At 55.1% G+C, this 15,808-nt stretch carries 9 protein-coding genes, 4 tRNA genes, 3 rRNA genes and 1 riboswitch; of the genes, 2 read left to right on the top strand and 14 right to left on the bottom strand.

The features are described 5' to 3' along the window. Positions 1–5: 5 nt before the first annotated feature. The 4 genes from ilvM to GF111_RS13725 all read right to left on the bottom strand — a co-directional run bounded on the left by ilvM (position 6) and on the right by GF111_RS13725 (position 3,514). Positions 6–263, bottom strand: a complete 258-nt coding sequence (gene ilvM, locus GF111_RS13740; protein WP_038874702.1) for an acetolactate synthase 2 small subunit — start codon at positions 261–263, stop codon at positions 6–8. Beyond that, complete coding sequence (ilvG, locus tag GF111_RS13735; RefSeq protein WP_047729630.1) at positions 260–1,906, bottom strand: acetolactate synthase 2 catalytic subunit; 1,647 nt, start codon at positions 1,904–1,906, stop codon at positions 260–262. Before ilvG ends, ilvM begins: the two co-directional genes overlap by 4 nt. Positions 1,907–2,048: 142 nt before the next feature. Continuing rightward, positions 2,049–2,147, bottom strand: a complete 99-nt coding sequence (gene ilvL / locus GF111_RS13730) for an ilv operon leader peptide (RefSeq protein ID WP_013814970.1) — start codon at positions 2,145–2,147, stop codon at positions 2,049–2,051. A 134-nt stretch (positions 2,148–2,281) separates the two neighbouring features. After that, positions 2,282–3,514, bottom strand: coding sequence for an MFS transporter (locus tag GF111_RS13725; RefSeq protein ID WP_038874708.1), 1,233 nt, complete (start codon positions 3,512–3,514; stop codon positions 2,282–2,284). Positions 3,515–3,855: 341 nt separating this feature from the next. Here GF111_RS13725 and GF111_RS13720 point away from each other — a divergent pair, with 341 nt between their 5' ends. Continuing rightward, entirely contained in the window at positions 3,856–5,379 is a 1,524-nt protein-coding gene (locus GF111_RS13720; protein WP_147190738.1) for a YifB family Mg chelatase-like AAA ATPase, read from the top strand. Between the two features lie 28 nt (positions 5,380–5,407). Here the strand turns inward: GF111_RS13720 and GF111_RS13715 are convergent, their stop codons facing one another. Continuing rightward, complete coding sequence (locus GF111_RS13715) at positions 5,408–5,746, bottom strand: DUF413 domain-containing protein (RefSeq protein WP_019455272.1); 339 nt, start codon at positions 5,744–5,746, stop codon at positions 5,408–5,410. Positions 5,747–5,865: 119 nt separating this feature from the next. Between GF111_RS13715 and hdfR the strand changes: the two genes are divergently transcribed. After that, positions 5,866–6,693, top strand: a complete 828-nt coding sequence (hdfR, locus tag GF111_RS13710; protein ID WP_047729627.1) for an HTH-type transcriptional regulator HdfR — start codon at positions 5,866–5,868, stop codon at positions 6,691–6,693. Positions 6,694–6,953: 260 nt separating this feature from the next. On the opposite strand, the gene GF111_RS13705 is transcribed toward hdfR, so the two are convergent. The 9 genes from GF111_RS13705 to btuB form a co-directional block, all read right to left on the bottom strand. Continuing rightward, positions 6,954–7,029, bottom strand: a tRNA-Trp gene (locus GF111_RS13705). A 51-nt stretch (positions 7,030–7,080) separates the two neighbouring features. Further along, positions 7,081–7,157: transfer RNA gene (locus GF111_RS13700), tRNA-Asp, on the bottom strand. A gap of 94 nt (positions 7,158–7,251) precedes the next feature. Then, positions 7,252–7,367, bottom strand: a 5S ribosomal RNA gene (rrf, locus tag GF111_RS13695). Positions 7,368–7,466: 99 nt separating this feature from the next. After that, positions 7,467–10,374 (bottom strand): 23S ribosomal RNA (locus GF111_RS13690). A gap of 207 nt (positions 10,375–10,581) precedes the next feature. Beyond that, positions 10,582–10,657 (bottom strand) — tRNA-Ala (locus GF111_RS13685). A 38-nt stretch (positions 10,658–10,695) separates the two neighbouring features. After that, a tRNA-Ile gene (locus tag GF111_RS13680) sits at positions 10,696–10,772 on the bottom strand. Between the two features lie 74 nt (positions 10,773–10,846). After that, a 16S ribosomal RNA gene (locus GF111_RS13675) occupies positions 10,847–12,388 on the bottom strand. Together the 16S, 23S and 5S rRNA genes with 4 tRNA genes alongside form the textbook arrangement of a ribosomal RNA operon. Positions 12,389–12,761: 373 nt before the next feature. Continuing rightward, a complete protein-coding gene (gene murI / locus GF111_RS13670; RefSeq protein WP_080491225.1) occupies positions 12,762–13,625 on the bottom strand; it encodes a glutamate racemase in 864 nt (287 codons plus the stop codon). Continuing rightward, the gene (gene btuB / locus GF111_RS13665) at positions 13,570–15,474 is read right to left on the bottom strand and encodes a TonB-dependent vitamin B12 receptor BtuB (protein WP_047730818.1); all 1,905 of its coding nucleotides are present in this window, start codon (positions 15,472–15,474) and stop codon (positions 13,570–13,572) included. Before btuB ends, murI begins: the two co-directional genes overlap by 56 nt. A gap of 68 nt (positions 15,475–15,542) precedes the next feature. Continuing rightward, positions 15,543–15,755: riboswitch (cobalamin riboswitch) on the bottom strand. Positions 15,756–15,808: the final 53 nt, after the last annotated feature.

Here is a 15,808-nt window from a genome sequence, read left to right as displayed (position 1 = left end):
GCGCCTCAGGCGCGTATTTGTTGTGATGTTGGCTGCTGGATCTCGACGCAGGAGACGTCCAGCAGTTTGCTTAACTGAGATGACAACAGGGCGACCGGACGTGGGCTGGCAACGGTCAATTCGATATTGATGCTGTCGGCGTTGGCCGGAGAAACCATATTCATAGCACAAACCTGAAAGCCGCGATGACGCACGACCCGCAATACGCGCTCTAACATTTCGGGGCGAAAACGCGCCTGGATAGAGAGTTGATGCTGCATCATGATATTTCCTCCAACATGGTTTCGTTGCCGGCGCCCGGCGGCACCAGCGGCCAGACGTTTTCGAGTTCGTCGATAGAGACCTGCAGCAGATAAGGGCCTTCGGTGTTGAACAGCGCCTCGAGCGCGTCCTCCACCTGATCCTTGCGGCTGATGCGCTGGCCGGGAATGCCGAAGGCGGCGGCCAGCATCAGGAAGTCGGGGTTATCGGACAGGTTGGTTTCGCTGTAGCGGCCGTCGAAGAACAGCTGCTGCCACTGACGCACCATTCCGAGGCGTTGGTTGTCCAGCAGCACGATCTTGAGCGGCAGCTGTTTACGCTTGATGGTGCCCAGCTCCTGTACGTTCATCATGAAGGAGCCATCGCCCGAGACGCAGATCACCGTATCTTGCGGGCGCGCGATCTGGGCCCCCACCGCCGCCGGCACGCCGAACCCCATGGTGCCGAGGCCGCTGGAGGTGATGAAATTCTCCGGGCGTTCGAACGTCATGTGCTGCGCGCTCCACATCTGATGCTGGCCCACGTCGGTGGTCACCACGCTGTTGGCCGGCTTGCGGGCGGACAGCTGGCGCAAGAACAATGGCGCGTAGATCGGCTGGCCGGGGTGATCGTAGCGACAGGCGTGCTCAGCTTTCAGTACCGCCACCTGCTGCTGCCAGGCGGCGATATTCAGCGGGCGCTGCAACGCCGGCAGCAACGCTTTCAGATCGCCCTGCAGGGCCACATGCGCCTGGCGCAGCTTGCTCATCTCCGCCGGATCGATATCCATGTGGATCACTTTGGCATGCGGTGCGAAGGCGTTCAGTTTGCCGGTTACGCGGTCATCGAAACGCGCGCCGACGGCAATCAGCAAATCGCACGCCTGCACCGCCAGGTTGGCAGCCTTGGTGCCGTGCATGCCCAACATGCCGAGGTACAGCGGATCTTGCGCATCCGGCGCACCCAGCCCCTTCAGGGTGGCGACGTTCGGCATGCGGGTCACGGCGATAAATTCACGCAGCGCCGGCACCGCCTGCGCCATGCCCACGCCGCCGCCGACGTACAGCATCGGTTTTTGGGCCTGCGCCAGCAGCTCGGCCGCTTCTGCCAACGCTGCCGCCGGGAACGCCGGCGCTTCGTCGACCGGCATCAGATGCGGGTGCAAGTCGCCCTGCGCCAGCTGAATGTCTTTCGGGATATCGATCAGCACCGGGCCAGGGCGGCCGCCTGCGGCGATGGCGAACGCTTCCGCCATGATGCCCGGCAAGGCGTCCAGCGATTCCACCAGGAAGCTGTGCTTGGTGCAGGCCAGAGACAGGCCGAGAACATCGATCTCCTGAAAGGCATCGGTGCCGATCAGCGCGGAACCCACCTGACCGGTGATGGCGACAACGGGAACGGAATCGAGCAGCGCATCAGCCAGGCCAGTGATCAGGTTGGTGGCGCCAGGGCCGGAAGTGGCGATGCAAACGCCGACTTTGCCGGTGGCGCGGGCGTAGCCGATGGCGGCCATCGCGGCGCCCTGTTCATGGCGACACAGCAGGTGTTCCACACCGCCGTCGTACAGCGCATCGTACACCGGCATGATTGCCCCACCCGGATAGCCGAATACGGTATCCACACCCTGCGCACGCAACGCTTGAACTACCCACTGAGCGCCATTCATAGTTATTTCCCCGTCTTACTTCGACAACTGCAGGATTTTGTTCTGTTTTTCATGCTCTGCCCCTTGCTCCACTTTTCTCTTGCCAATAAAAAACCCCCGGACCTGACGGTGCGGGGGTTCTCTTGCGATTCCGGCTTGTTTGCTAAGCCTTTCTTCGTCCAAGTGCAGCCCCGCACGGTGGGATAATAATCACCACCACGCTAATCACGACTAGGCTAATCACTTGGGCAAAGGCTTTCATAATGGGTTTGTTCACTGTGCTCATTCAGAACTAATGCTTACAGAGGTACCATAGTCGCGCGCGGCATGACAACACTTTTTTTGCGTTATTATTCGGCGCAATCTGGTCATACCTCACGCAAATCCCCCCCTCTTTCACACGTTGGCGCGCATGTCCGGATTTTTCACCGCGTCGGTGATCGCCTTGCCGCGCGTATCCTTGCCGAAGAACACCAACAGGGCGATCGCCACCGCCACCGTAGCGGCGACGATCGCCATCGCCAGGCCGTAATTATGCCCATGATGCTCGGCGATGGTGGCTTGCAGCGTGGCGTTGACCGAGGCGATCAGATTGCCCAGCTGGTACACGAACCCCGGCAGCACCGCGCGGGTGTTGGCCGGCACCAGTTCGGTCAGGTAGGTCGGTATCACGCCCCAGGCACCCTGCACCATGAACTGCATCAGGAAAGCGCCGATCCCGAGCATCAATGAACCGCTGGAAAACGCCCACAGCGGGATCACCGGCAACGCCAGCAGCGCGGCGATGATGATCGCTTTCTTACGGCCGATCTTTTCCGATAACGAACCGAAGAAAACGCCGCCGATAATGGACGCGATATTGTAGCTTATGGCGATGATACTGACGGTTTTAGGGTCAAAACCGTGCTGAACTTTCAAAAATACCGGATACAGATCCTGCGTGCCGTGGGAGAAGAAATTGAACGCCGCCATCAGCAGCACCAGATAGCAGCACAGCTTCCAGTGGCTCTTCAATACCGGCAGCAAAGCGGTGCTTTCTTTGCGTTCGCGCGCCGCCAGCCACACCGGCGACTCCTGCACGCAATAATAAATAAACGGCAGCAGCAGGATCGGCGCTGCGCCGATAACGAACATGCCGCGCCAGCCGACCGTTTCGAACAGCAGGCCGTACACCACCGCCGCCAGCAGATAACCGAACGGATAGCCAGCCTGGAAAATACCCGACATCAGGCCGCGTGAGCGGTCCGGTATGGTTTCCATCGCCAATGACGACGCCACGCCCCAGATGCCGCCCATCGCAACCCCGTACAACACCCGCAACAGCAAAAAGACCGTCAGCGAGGGCGCGGCGGCGGAGAGCAGCTCAAATACCGAGAAGAAGACGATATTCAACATCAGGATCGGCTTGCGGCCATACTTTTCCGCCGCGCGCCCGAAGATCAGCGCGCCGATAGGCCGCACCGCCAGCGTGAGCAGAATCGCCAACGTGACCTGTTCCAGGCCGACGTGAAAGGATTGCGCGATATCGCTGAGTAAGAATACCAGCACGAAAAAATCGAAAGCGTCGAGCGTCCAGCTTGAAAAGCTGGCGATTGCCGCGTTGCGCTGCAGCGGGGTCCAACCGAACATAGTGTTATCCCTACCGTAGAGTACGAAGTCAGGAGGCTTAGCGGCTGCCGGGCAGAATGCGGCGGCGGTCGAGGTTTGTTAAAGAAGTGATTTTTCTTTTAATCAATTGTTAAATACACCCATCAAGCCTATGGTTGCAATGCGTCTGGGCCGCTAATGTGTTGCAGCCTTCAGCGAATTGTTAATGGGTATTGCCGCAGGCTGCGAGTCTGCTCGCACAATCCCATTCAATGAGATAAAAATCGGTGATTAAGCTGCGAAAACCATCGAAAAAACACCAATAACTCCGCGCACCACCAAGATGAATCGCGCATCATGTCGCCATCAGCAAGGAGAGCGATATGTCACTGGCGGTAATCTATAGCCGCGCCATCATCGGCGTTCAGGCCCCTTCCGTGACGGTGGAGGTGCATATCAGCAATGGCCTGCCCGGCCTGACGCTGGTCGGTCTGCCGGAAACCACGGTGAAAGAGGCGCGCGATCGGGTACGCAGTGCCCTGATCAACAACGGTTTCACCTTTCCCGCCCGGCGCATCACCGTCAATTTGGCGCCCGCCGATCTGCCGAAAGAAGGCGGGCGTTACGATCTGCCGATAGCGCTGGCGATCCTCGCCGCCTCCGAGCAATTGCCCCTCGCACCGTTGGCGCGCTACGAGTTTCTTGGCGAGCTCGCACTGTCCGGCGCACTGCGCGCGGTCAGGGGCGCGATCCCGGCGGCGCTGGCGGCGGCTGACGCCGGGCGGCAACTGATCCTCTCGACGGACAACGCCGCCGAGGTCGGCCTGATCGCACAGTCGCGCTCCCATACCGCCCGGCACCTGCTGGAAGTCTGCGCCTTTCTGCTCGGCCAGGGCGAACTGCCGGTGGCGGCCACGCCTCCCGCTGCGGACACCGCCTGCGACAGCGCCGATCTGCGCGACATCATCGGTCAGGAACAAGCCAAGCGGGCACTGGAGATCGCCGCCGCCGGCGGGCATAACCTGCTGCTGATTGGGCCGCCCGGCACCGGTAAAACCATGTTGGCCAGCCGCCTCACAGGCCTGCTACCGCCGCTCACGGAGCATGAGGCGCTGGAAAGCCTGGCGGTCGCCAGCTTGCAGCACCATATCCCCGCCGCCCTGCCATGGCGCCAGAGGCCGTTTCGCGCACCGCATCACAGTGCATCGATGGCGGCATTGGTCGGCGGCGGCTCACTGCCCCGCCCCGGTGAGATCTCTATGGCGCATAACGGCGTGCTGTTTCTGGATGAGCTACCGGAATTCGAGCGTAAGGTGCTGGATGCGCTGCGTGAGCCGCTGGAGTCCGGCGAGATCGTGATTTCACGCGCCAACGCCAAGGTCTGTTTCCCCGCCAGAGTGCAGTTGATTGCGGCAATGAACCCCAGCCCGACCGGACATTATCAGGGGTTACACAATCGCGCCTCACCGCAGCAGGTATTGCGCTATCTGGCCCGGCTGTCAGGGCCTTTTCTCGACCGTTTCGATCTGTCTATCGAAGTGCCGCTGTTGCCTCCGGGTACGCTCAGTCAGCGGAAAACGCAGGGAGAAAGCAGTGAGCTGGTGCGAAAACGGGTGCAGCAGGCACGCGCCCGGCAGCTCGAACGTGCCGGTAAAGTCAACGCGCTGTTGAGCAACCGCGAAGTGGAACGTGATTGCGTTCTGCAGACGGCAGACGCCGAGTTTTTGGAGGCAACATTAAACGCGCTGGGGTTATCGGTCCGCGCCTGGCAGCGCATCTTGAAAGTTGCGCGCACGTTGGCGGATTTGGCGGGGGATGTTGAGCTCAACAGGCGCCATCTCAGCGAAGCGCTGGGCTATCGCAGTATGGACCGTCTGCTGTTACAGCTGCATCGTAGTCTGGAATAGAAAATGGGGCCCGCAGGCCCCATCGTCTTTAGTCGTCGCTGTCGCTGTAATCTTCTACTGCGTCAGCCTGCGGTTTACCGCCGGACAGAGTATGGAATTTCTTCGGGCGACGTGTGCGCGCCAGATATTTAGCCCATACTTTTTCCTGCTCGGTAGCCGCTTCGCGCTCACCGCGGCACACTGCGACGAACAGCTGTTCTTCTTCAGTGGCCGGCTGGCGTTTACCCGAGTCCAACTCGTTAAACGCGTAACCGAAGCGCTCTAGCAATTGCGCCTCTTTAATGGTGAAATCGCCGTGACGGGAGAACCCGCGAGGGTAATGTTTATTATCAAAAAAACGATTGGTCGTGGTGAAGCTATCCGCCATCTGACACGCTCCTAATTCTCTTATGGCCGTGCTGTTTATGGCGCGGAGTATTAGATAGGCTTGACAGCGTGTAAAACAAAACATTTAAATCTTAACGACAAATTTTTTTGGAGATAGGTGTGGATACCGAATTACTGAAAACCTTTTTGGAGGTCAGTAGAACGCGTCACTTTGGCAGAGCCGCAGAATCTTTGTACTTAACGCAGTCCGCGGTCAGTTTCCGCATCCGTCAGTTAGAAAACCAGCTGGGCGCAAATTTATTTACCCGTCATCGCAACAATATCCGCCTGACGCCTGCCGGTGAGCGGCTTCTGCCCTATGCCGAGAGCCTGATGAACACCTGGCAGTTGGCGAAGAAGGAGGTCGTGCGTTCGCTGCAACACACCGAGTTGTCGATTGGCGCTACCGCTTCGCTGTGGGAGGCCTATCTGACCCCCTGGTTGCAGGCGCTCTATCAACAACGCGAGGCGCTACAGCTCGAAGCCAGGGTGGCATTAAGGCACTCTTTGGTAAAACAACTGCATGAAAGGCAGCTCGATTTACTGATCACCACTGAACCGCCGAAGATGGATGAATTGGCCAGCCAGCAGCTGAGCAATTTCTCATTACGCCTGTTCTCATCCGCGCATCGTGATAAACAGGCCCCAATGCCCTACATCAAGCTGGAATGGGGAGCCGACTTTCACCAACAGGAAAGCCGCATGCTGGAAGGCGATAACGTGCCGGTGCTCACCACTACCTCCGCTCACCTGACGCGTCAGCTGCTGGAAACCACGGGCGGATGCGCTTTCCTGCCCAGCCAGTGGGAACAAGAATACCCACAGCTGGTGGCCGCCGCCGAGATCCCACCGATTATCCGCCCCCTGTATGCCGTCTGGTTGCAAAACAGCGATCAACAACCTTTGATTCGGCAATTACTTAAAATACCTTTAAATACCGCAGCCTAAAGCGTTATGGCGGCCTTAAACGCCGCCATCGTGGTCATGGCTGTCTATCACGTTAAAATGCACCCATCGCCCTCTGAGAGAAGAAAATGCAAAACAGCAAGGGAATCAGGAGGTCACGGGGGTAAAGATCGGAAGAGGATGGAGCAACCAGGATCGGGCAAACATCGGCACCTAACGTCCATGTGCTCTGTTTCAAAGCGGTAAGGAAGAAAAATGATAGGCAAAAAAAAACCCTTTGCTTTCGCAAAGGGTTCTTAATATGGCAGGGGCGGAGAGACTCGAACTCGCGACACCCGGTTTTGGAGACCGGTGCTCTACCAACTGAGCTACGCCCCTAAATCTCGCTTAACATTATGCCTGCTAATAAAGCAGGCATAATTAAATAAGTGGCGGAACGGACGGGGCTCGAACCCGCGACCCCCTGCGTGACAGGCAGGTATTCTAACCAACTGAACTACCGCTCCACCGATTCTTTTACGTTGCATCTCTCGATGCCGGCAAAATCGCGCTCTGCGATTTGCGCATTACCAGTCGTCACGCTGATAACGTTTATTTGATGCCTGGCAGTGTCCTACTCTCGCATGGGGAGACCCCACACTACCATCGGCGCTACGGCGTTTCACTTCTGAGTTCGGCATGGGGTCAGGTGGGACCACCGCGCTATTGCCGCCAGGCAAATTCTGTTTTATTCCAACCGCTTCACTCTCCTGAAGCCATCAGAACCAATCTCGGAACTTCGCTGAAAATCTCTCTAAAAACACCTTCGGTGTTGTAAGGTTAAGCCTCACGGATCATTAGTACTGGTTAGCTCAATGCATCGCTGCACTTACACACCCAGCCTATCAACGTCTTAGTCTTAAACGTTCCTTCAGGGGCCTTAAAGGCCCAGGGAAGACTCATCTTGAGGCAAGTTTCGCGCTTAGATGCTTTCAGCGCTTATCTTTTCCGCACTTAGCTACCGGGCAATGCCATTGGCATGACAACCCGAACACCAGTGGTGCGTTCACTCCGGTCCTCTCGTACTAGGAGCAACCCCTCTCAATCTTCCAACGCCCACGGCAGATAGGGACCGAACTGTCTCACGACGTTCTAAACCCAGCTCGCGTACCACTTTAAATGGCGAACAGCCATACCCTTGGGACCTACTTCAGCCCCAGGATGTGATGAGCCGACATCGAGGTGCCAAACACCGCCGTCGATATGAACTCTTGGGCGGTATCAGCCTGTTATCCCCGGAGTACCTTTTATCCGTTGAGCGATGGCCCTTCCATTCAGAACCACCGGATCACTAAGACCTACTTTCGTACCTGCTCGAGCCGTCACTCTCGCAGTCAAGCTAGCTTATGCCTTTGCACTAACCTCACGATGTCCGACCGTGATTAGCTAACCTTCGTGCTCCTCCGTTACTCTTTGGGAGGAGACCGCCCCAGTCAAACTACCCACCAGACACTGTCCTCACCCCAGATTATGGGGCCGAGTTAGAACATCAAACATTAAAGGGTGGTATTTCAAGGATGGCTCCACGCAGACTGGCGTCCACGCTTCAAAGCCTCCCACCTATCCTACACATCAAGGCTCAATGTTCAGTGTCAAGCTATAGTAAAGGTTCACGGGGTCTTTCCGTCTTGCCGCGGGTACACTGCATCTTCACAGCGAGTTCAATTTCACTGAGTCTCGGGTGGAGACAGCCTGGCCATCATTACGCCATTCGTGCAGGTCGGAACTTACCCGACAAGGAATTTCGCTACCTTAGGACCGTTATAGTTACGGCCGCCGTTTACTGGGGCTTCGATCAAGAGCTTCGCCTTGCGGCTGACCCCATCAATTAACCTTCCAGCACCGGGCAGGCGTCACACCGTATACGTCCACTTTCGTGTTTGCACAGTGCTGTGTTTTTATTAAACAGTTGCAGCCAGCTGGTATCTTCGACTGGCTTCAGCTCCATCCGCGAAGGACTTCACCTACATGCCAGCGTGCCTTCTCCCGAAGTTACGGCACCATTTTGCCTAGTTCCTTCACCCGAGTTCTCTCAAGCGCCTTGGTATTCTCTACCTGACCACCTGTGTCGGTTTGGGGTACGATTTAATGTTACCTAGAGCTTAGAGGCTTTTCCTGGAAGCAGGGCATCAACTACTTCTGCACCGTAGTGCATCGTCATCACGCCTCAGGGTTGATATGCAACCGGATTTACCAGGTCACACCCCCTACACGCTTAAACCGGGACAACCGTCGCCCGGCTAGCCTAGCCTTCTCCGTCCCCCCTTCGCAGTAACACCAAGTACAGGAATATTAACCTGTTTCCCATCGACTACGCTTTTCAGCCTCGCCTTAGGGGTCGACTCACCCTGCCCCGATTAACGTTGGACAGGAACCCTTGGTCTTCCGGCGAGCGGGCTTTTCACCCGCTTTATCGTTACTTATGTCAGCATTCGCACTTCTGATACCTCCAGCAACCCTCACAGGCCACCTTCAACGGCTTACAGAACGCTCCCCTACCCAACAACGCCTAAACGTCGCTGCCGCAGCTTCGGTGCATGGTTTAGCCCCGTTACATCTTCCGCGCAGGCCGACTCGACCAGTGAGCTATTACGCTTTCTTTAAATGATGGCTGCTTCTAAGCCAACATCCTGGCTGTCTATGCCTTCCCACATCGTTTCCCACTTAACCATGACTTTGGGACCTTAGCTGGCGGTCTGGGTTGTTTCCCTCTTCACGACGGACGTTAGCACCCGCCGTGTGTCTCCCGTGATAACATTCTTCGGTATTCGGAGTTTGCATCGGTTTGGTAAGCCGGGATGGCCCCCTAGCCGAAACAGTGCTCTACCCCCGAAGATGAGTTCACGAGGCGCTACCTAAATAGCTTTCGGGGAGAACCAGCTATCTCCCGGTTTGATTGGCCTTTCACCCCCAGCCACAAGTCATCCGCTAATTTTTCAACATTAGTCGGTTCGGTCCTCCAGTTAGTGTTACCCAACCTTCAACCTGCCCATGGCTAGATCACCGGGTTTCGGGTCTATACCTTGCAACTATTCGCCCAGTTAAGACTCGGTTTCCCTACGGCTCCCCTATACGGTTAACCTTGCTACAAAATATAAGTCGCTGACCCATTATACAAAAGGTACGCAGTCACACCACGAAGGTGCTCCCACTGCTTGTACGTACACGGTTTCAGGTTCTATTTCACTCCCCTCGCCGGGGTTCTTTTCGCCTTTCCCTCACGGTACTGGTTCACTATCGGTCAGTCAGGAGTATTTAGCCTTGGAGGATGGTCCCCCCATATTCAGACAGGATGTCACGTGTCCCGCCCTACTCATCGAACTCACGACCTGTGCATTTTAGTGTACGGGGCTATCACCCTTTGCTGCGCGACTTTCCAGACGCTTCCACTAACACACAAGCCGATTCAGGTTCTGGGCTCCTCCCCGTTCGCTCGCCGCTACTGGGGGAATCTCGGTTGATTTCTTTTCCTCGGGGTACTTAGATGTTTCAGTTCCCCCGGTTCGCCTCATGCCACTATGTATTCATGACATGATAGTGTGTCGAAACACACTGGGTTTCCCCATTCGGGTATCGCCGGTTGTAACGGTTCATATCACCTTACCGACGCTTTTCGCAGATTAGCACGCCCTTCATCGCCTCTGACTGCCTAGGCATCCACCGTGTACGCTTAGTCACTTAACCTCACAACCCGAAGATGTTTCCATCGTTCGTGCTGCAAACATTTGAGAGACTCTATGACAGGTTACTCTTTACCCCAATACTTCTACGGAGGGGTAAATTTCAGCCGTCATGTTTCAATTTTCAGCTTGTTCCAGATTGTTAAAGAGCAAAATACTTCGCAGCATACTGTCGCCAATATACTCTGAAGTATTGAAATACCGGACTATATGGTGGAGCTAAGCGGGATCGAACCGCTGACCTCCTGCGTGCAAGGCAGGCGCTCTCCCAGCTGAGCTATAGCCCCATACAGTCACGCGCAGTACCTTTTCCACTTCCGAGAAGTGGTAGGCCTGAGTGGACTTGAACCACCGACCTCACCCTTATCAGGGGTGCGCTCTAACCACCTGAGCTACAAGCCTATAAAGGTATTTCTGCTCGTTACTTTCTATCAGACAATCTGTGTGAGCACGCCACTCGAACTAATATCTTTAGGTAAGGAGGTGATCCAACCGCAGGTTCCCCTACGGTTACCTTGTTACGACTTCACCCCAGTCATGAATCACAAAGTGGTAAGCGCCCTCCCGAAGGTTAAGCTACCTACTTCTTTTGCAACCCACTCCCATGGTGTGACGGGCGGTGTGTACAAGGCCCGGGAACGTATTCACCGTAGCATTCTGATCTACGATTACTAGCGATTCCGACTTCATGGAGTCGAGTTGCAGACTCCAATCCGGACTACGACATACTTTATGAGGTCCGCTTGCTCTCGCGAGGTCGCTTCTCTTTGTATATGCCATTGTAGCACGTGTGTAGCCCTACTCGTAAGGGCCATGATGACTTGACGTCATCCCCACCTTCCTCCAGTTTATCACTGGCAGTCTCCTTTGAGTTCCCGGCCGAACCGCTGGCAACAAAGGATAAGGGTTGCGCTCGTTGCGGGACTTAACCCAACATTTCACAACACGAGCTGACGACAGCCATGCAGCACCTGTCTCAGAGCTCCCGAAGGCACCAATCCATCTCTGGAAAGTTCTCTGGATGTCAAGAGTAGGTAAGGTTCTTCGCGTTGCATCGAATTAAACCACATGCTCCACCGCTTGTGCGGGCCCCCGTCAATTCATTTGAGTTTTAACCTTGCGGCCGTACTCCCCAGGCGGTCGATTTAACGCGTTAGCTCCGGAAGCCACGCCTCAAGGGCACAACCTCCAAATCGACATCGTTTACAGCGTGGACTACCAGGGTATCTAATCCTGTTTGCTCCCCACGCTTTCGCACCTGAGCGTCAGTCTTCGTCCAGGGGGCCGCCTTCGCCACCGGTATTCCTCCAGATCTCTACGCATTTCACCGCTACACCTGGAATTCTACCCCCCTCTACGAGACTCTAGCTTGCCAGTTTCAAATGCAGTTCCCAGGTTGAGCCCGGGGATTTCACATCTGACTTAACAAACCGCCTGCGTGCGCTTTACGCCCAGTAATTCCGATTAACGCTTGCACCCTCCGTATTACCGCGGCTGCTGGCACGGAGTTAGCCGGTGCTTCTTCTGCGAGTAACGTCAATTGATGAACGTATTAAGCTCACCACCTTCCTCCTCGCTGAAAGTGCTTTACAACCCGAAGGCCTTCTTCACACACGCGGCATGGCTGCATCAGGCTTGCGCCCATTGTGCAATATTCCCCACTGCTGCCTCCCGTAGGAGTCTGGACCGTGTCTCAGTTCCAGTGTGGCTGGTCATCCTCTCAGACCAGCTAGGGATCGTCGCCTAGGTGAGCCATTACCCCACCTACTAGCTAATCCCATCTGGGCACATCTGATGGCAAGAGGCCCGAAGGTCCCCCTCTTTGGTCTTGCGACGTTATGCGGTATTAGCTACCGTTTCCAGTAGTTATCCCCCTCCATCAGGCAGTTTCCCAGACATTACTCACCCGTCCGCCGCTCGTCACCCAGGGAGCAAGCTCCCCTGTGCTACCGCTCGACTTGCATGTGTTAAGCCTGCCGCCAGCGTTCAATCTGAGCCATGATCAAACTCTTCAATTAAAAGCTTGATTTGCTTCCACTCGAGAAGCGATGCTCAAAGATTTACTGCATGAATTTTACTTCAGTTAGTCACTCTTCAAGACTTGATATTTTTTTGCATCCGAAGATGCTGGATATCGTCTTGTGGAGTGCCCACACAGATTGTCTGATAAATTGTTAAAGAGCAGTACCGAGAAACTCATCGGCGCGGGCTGCGTATATTACGCTTTTCGCCCTGAGAGTCAAGCGTTTATTTCGCTTTCCTCTCGCTGACCCGGCGGCTTGTCAGTCGTTGTTCCCGGTCAGTGGAGGCGCATTATAGGGAGTTCTCGGCGGGCCGCAACCCCTATTTTCAATATTTTTTCCGACCGTTGAATGTTTAACCAAAACACCGTTAAAGCGGCAGTTTTTTCAACGATTTAAAGCCGTAGCCCTGCAAAACGGGCAATAAAGCGTCAGTATCTTCATTTAACGCCATGCAATACGCCAGATTCTCTTCCTGGCTCGAGACCAGATTTTCCTGCGTCGAGATGAGCCAGGCGGTACGACGGGCAATCGCCGCACCGGAATCCACCAGCCGGGTGCCTTCCGGCAACACCTGCATCAGCTCTTCAGCTAATAGAGGGAAATGGGTGCAGCCCAGCACGACGGTATCCGGCGGCTCGCGCATGCTCAGCCACGGATGCAGGATCTTCTTCAGCACCGGCAGCGGCACGGCTTCGCCGTGCAGCTTGGCCTCCGCCAGCTCCACCAGCTCTGAAGAGCCCAGCAGCTCAATCTTGCAGTCGGTAGCGAAACGGGAAATCAGTTCGTGGGTGTAGCTGCGCTGTACGGTGCCGCGAGTCGCCAACAGGCCGACGATGCCATTGACGGTAAGACGGGCGGCAGGCTTGATGGCGGGCACCACGCCCACGACCGGGAAACTGAAACGCTCGCGCAGGGCCGGCAAGGAGACGGTGCTGGCAGTGTTACAGGCAATGACGACAATCGCCAGAGGATGCCGCTGCTGCACTGCACCGACAATCTCCAGCACGCGCCCAACGATAAACTCTTCGGACTTCTCACCGTAGGGGAACGCCACGTTGTCGAAAGCGTATATATAGTGGAGATCCGGCAGCAACTGCCGAATCTCTTGATATACCGACAGCCCGCCGACGCCGGAATCGAAAACCAGCACCGTCGGGCGAGGTGTGGCGGTGCTGTTAGAAGGTATAGCTTCCAGTGAGGTAGTATTCTCTTCCTGGAGTAGCGTAGCCATAGGCCGTCTCATAATCTTTATCAAACAGGTTGGCAATTCTACCACGAACTGTCAGATGAGATGTGACCGGATACGAAACTGCGAGATCAACAGTGCTATAACTCGGTAAACGACGCTGTTCCGTATTATAGATACTGGTGTTGTTATCGAAGCGCTTACCGAAATACTGATAGCTAACATCAAAATCAAAGTCATACATTACCCAGCTCAACTGATATTTAGCCTGTTGTTTGGCACGACGAGCCAGCACTTCATTATCTTCATCCCGGCGAGCATCAAGATAACCGAGCGTAATCTGATGATTGAAAATCCCGGTATCAAAGTCCCCATTCCATTCAAGACCTTTCATAGTGGCGGCCTTAATATTGTAGTAGGCGCCCGATGACGTCAAAGTGTTATAGTAATAGTCAATCAGGTTGCTAGTTTTATTGTGGTAAGCAGCCAACCGCCAGTGCAATGGTCCAGAGGTAGCTTCCAAACTGGCTTCCCACTGCTTCGACTCTTCAGGCTTCAAATGTTCATTTGAGGCGATACCAAAACGCCTCTGGCCATATAGCTGACCTAACGTAGGCGCCTGGAAAGCCGTCCCATAAGAGATACCTAGACGATATTCAGGGATGAACTCCCAAGCAATAGCCGTTTGCCATGTGCCATGCGTACCAAAATCCTCGTTATCATCGCCACGAAGCGCACCTTCTACAGTGATGGTATCGAACTGCTGCTGGGCAGTAACATATGCCCCAGTATTATCCTGTTTGTAATTATCACCCGCTCGATAAGGCAAATAAGTTACAGAGTCATAACCAAGACCCGTGGAAACCAGTTTTTGTTGCTTCCAGTTAAGGCCTGCACTCACCATCCCATGTCCCAGTGCTAACGTATTACCCCATTGCACATTACGCTGCTCCATGTCATCCAGGGAATTACTATCGGCATAGCGGCCTTCCGTACTGAGATAATTAAGTGTCTTATATTTCTGGTAGCTGGCGACGATCTGGGAGGCAAAACTGTCTTGCTGATAGCGGAGTCCACCGTCATAGGTATGATTATAGATCTGCTGTTCATCAGGGCTTCCTGCAGACCCCGCATCGTAGTCACTGCTTGCTCCATAGCCATAACCACGGACAAAGCCAGACACCTGTTCACTAAACTTATGCTCAATCCCAGCCCAGAACGATTTGTTACCCCAACCGTCACGATCGCTATCTACGCTATATGTCGAGTTAGGTTGGATGTTGTAGCCTTTGCTGTCCTGAAAGGCTCCTGCTACCGTGACACGAGTATTGTCGTTCACCTTACGTTGGAAACTACCACTGTATTCCTGATAACGGTTGGAACCCAATCCAGCCGTCAGATTTGCTCTATCTGCATCCGTCTGTGTAATGATGTTAATGACCCCCCCAATAGCATCGGCACCATATACTGCGGAGCGAGGTCCACGGATAAATTCAATACGTTGCACTAACGAGATAGGTATTTGGTTAAAATCCGCCACGCCTGTAATACCAGGTTTCGCGATTGGGACACCATCTATGAGCACTAAAGTATGGCGCGCCTCTGAACCTCTGACATACAAAGAGGCGCTTTGTCCCAACCCCCCCGTTTGAGCAATATCAACGCCGGGCAGTCGCCGCATCACCTCTAAAAGATTTTTGGACTGCCAACGATCAATATCATCTTTAGTCACGATCGACGTAGAAGCCAGCACGGAAGAAACCGGCTGCGGGAAGCGGTTGGCGGTCACCACCAGGTTATCGCCACTCGTGGCTGTCGTGTTGTCTTGCGCCCATCCAGAAAAGGCCGTGACGGAGGAGACCACCGCCAGCAGCGTATTTTTTGTAATTGTCATGAGAAAAGCATCCAAACTTAATTGGCGGATGCCGCAGGATCATGGCCGGTAGTTCGCGACGGCCACGGACATTGCGACGTAACACCGGCAGGTCTTCGGGCTTGGGATTTGCGGGCCGCGGGCGCGACCGGCAACGGGCGATGACTTCCCATCCTGCAGTGGACAGTGTCTGCGTCGAAACGCTATCGCCGTGACTTCCCCTTACCGCTGCGCGTCAGCTCCGGATTCACACCGGATTCCCTTTTCACTCGCTGCTTGAGGCCGGACGGCAATGCTACGATCAATGCAAATAGATGTCTAGACTGCCATTGATGTTACAAATAATAAACGCGAC

The organism is Serratia sp. HRI, assembly GCF_010119335.3.
GTDB classification, from domain to species: domain Bacteria; phylum Pseudomonadota; class Gammaproteobacteria; order Enterobacterales; family Enterobacteriaceae; genus Serratia; species Serratia nevei.
This window is presented reverse-complemented; position numbering and strand designations above follow the sequence as displayed.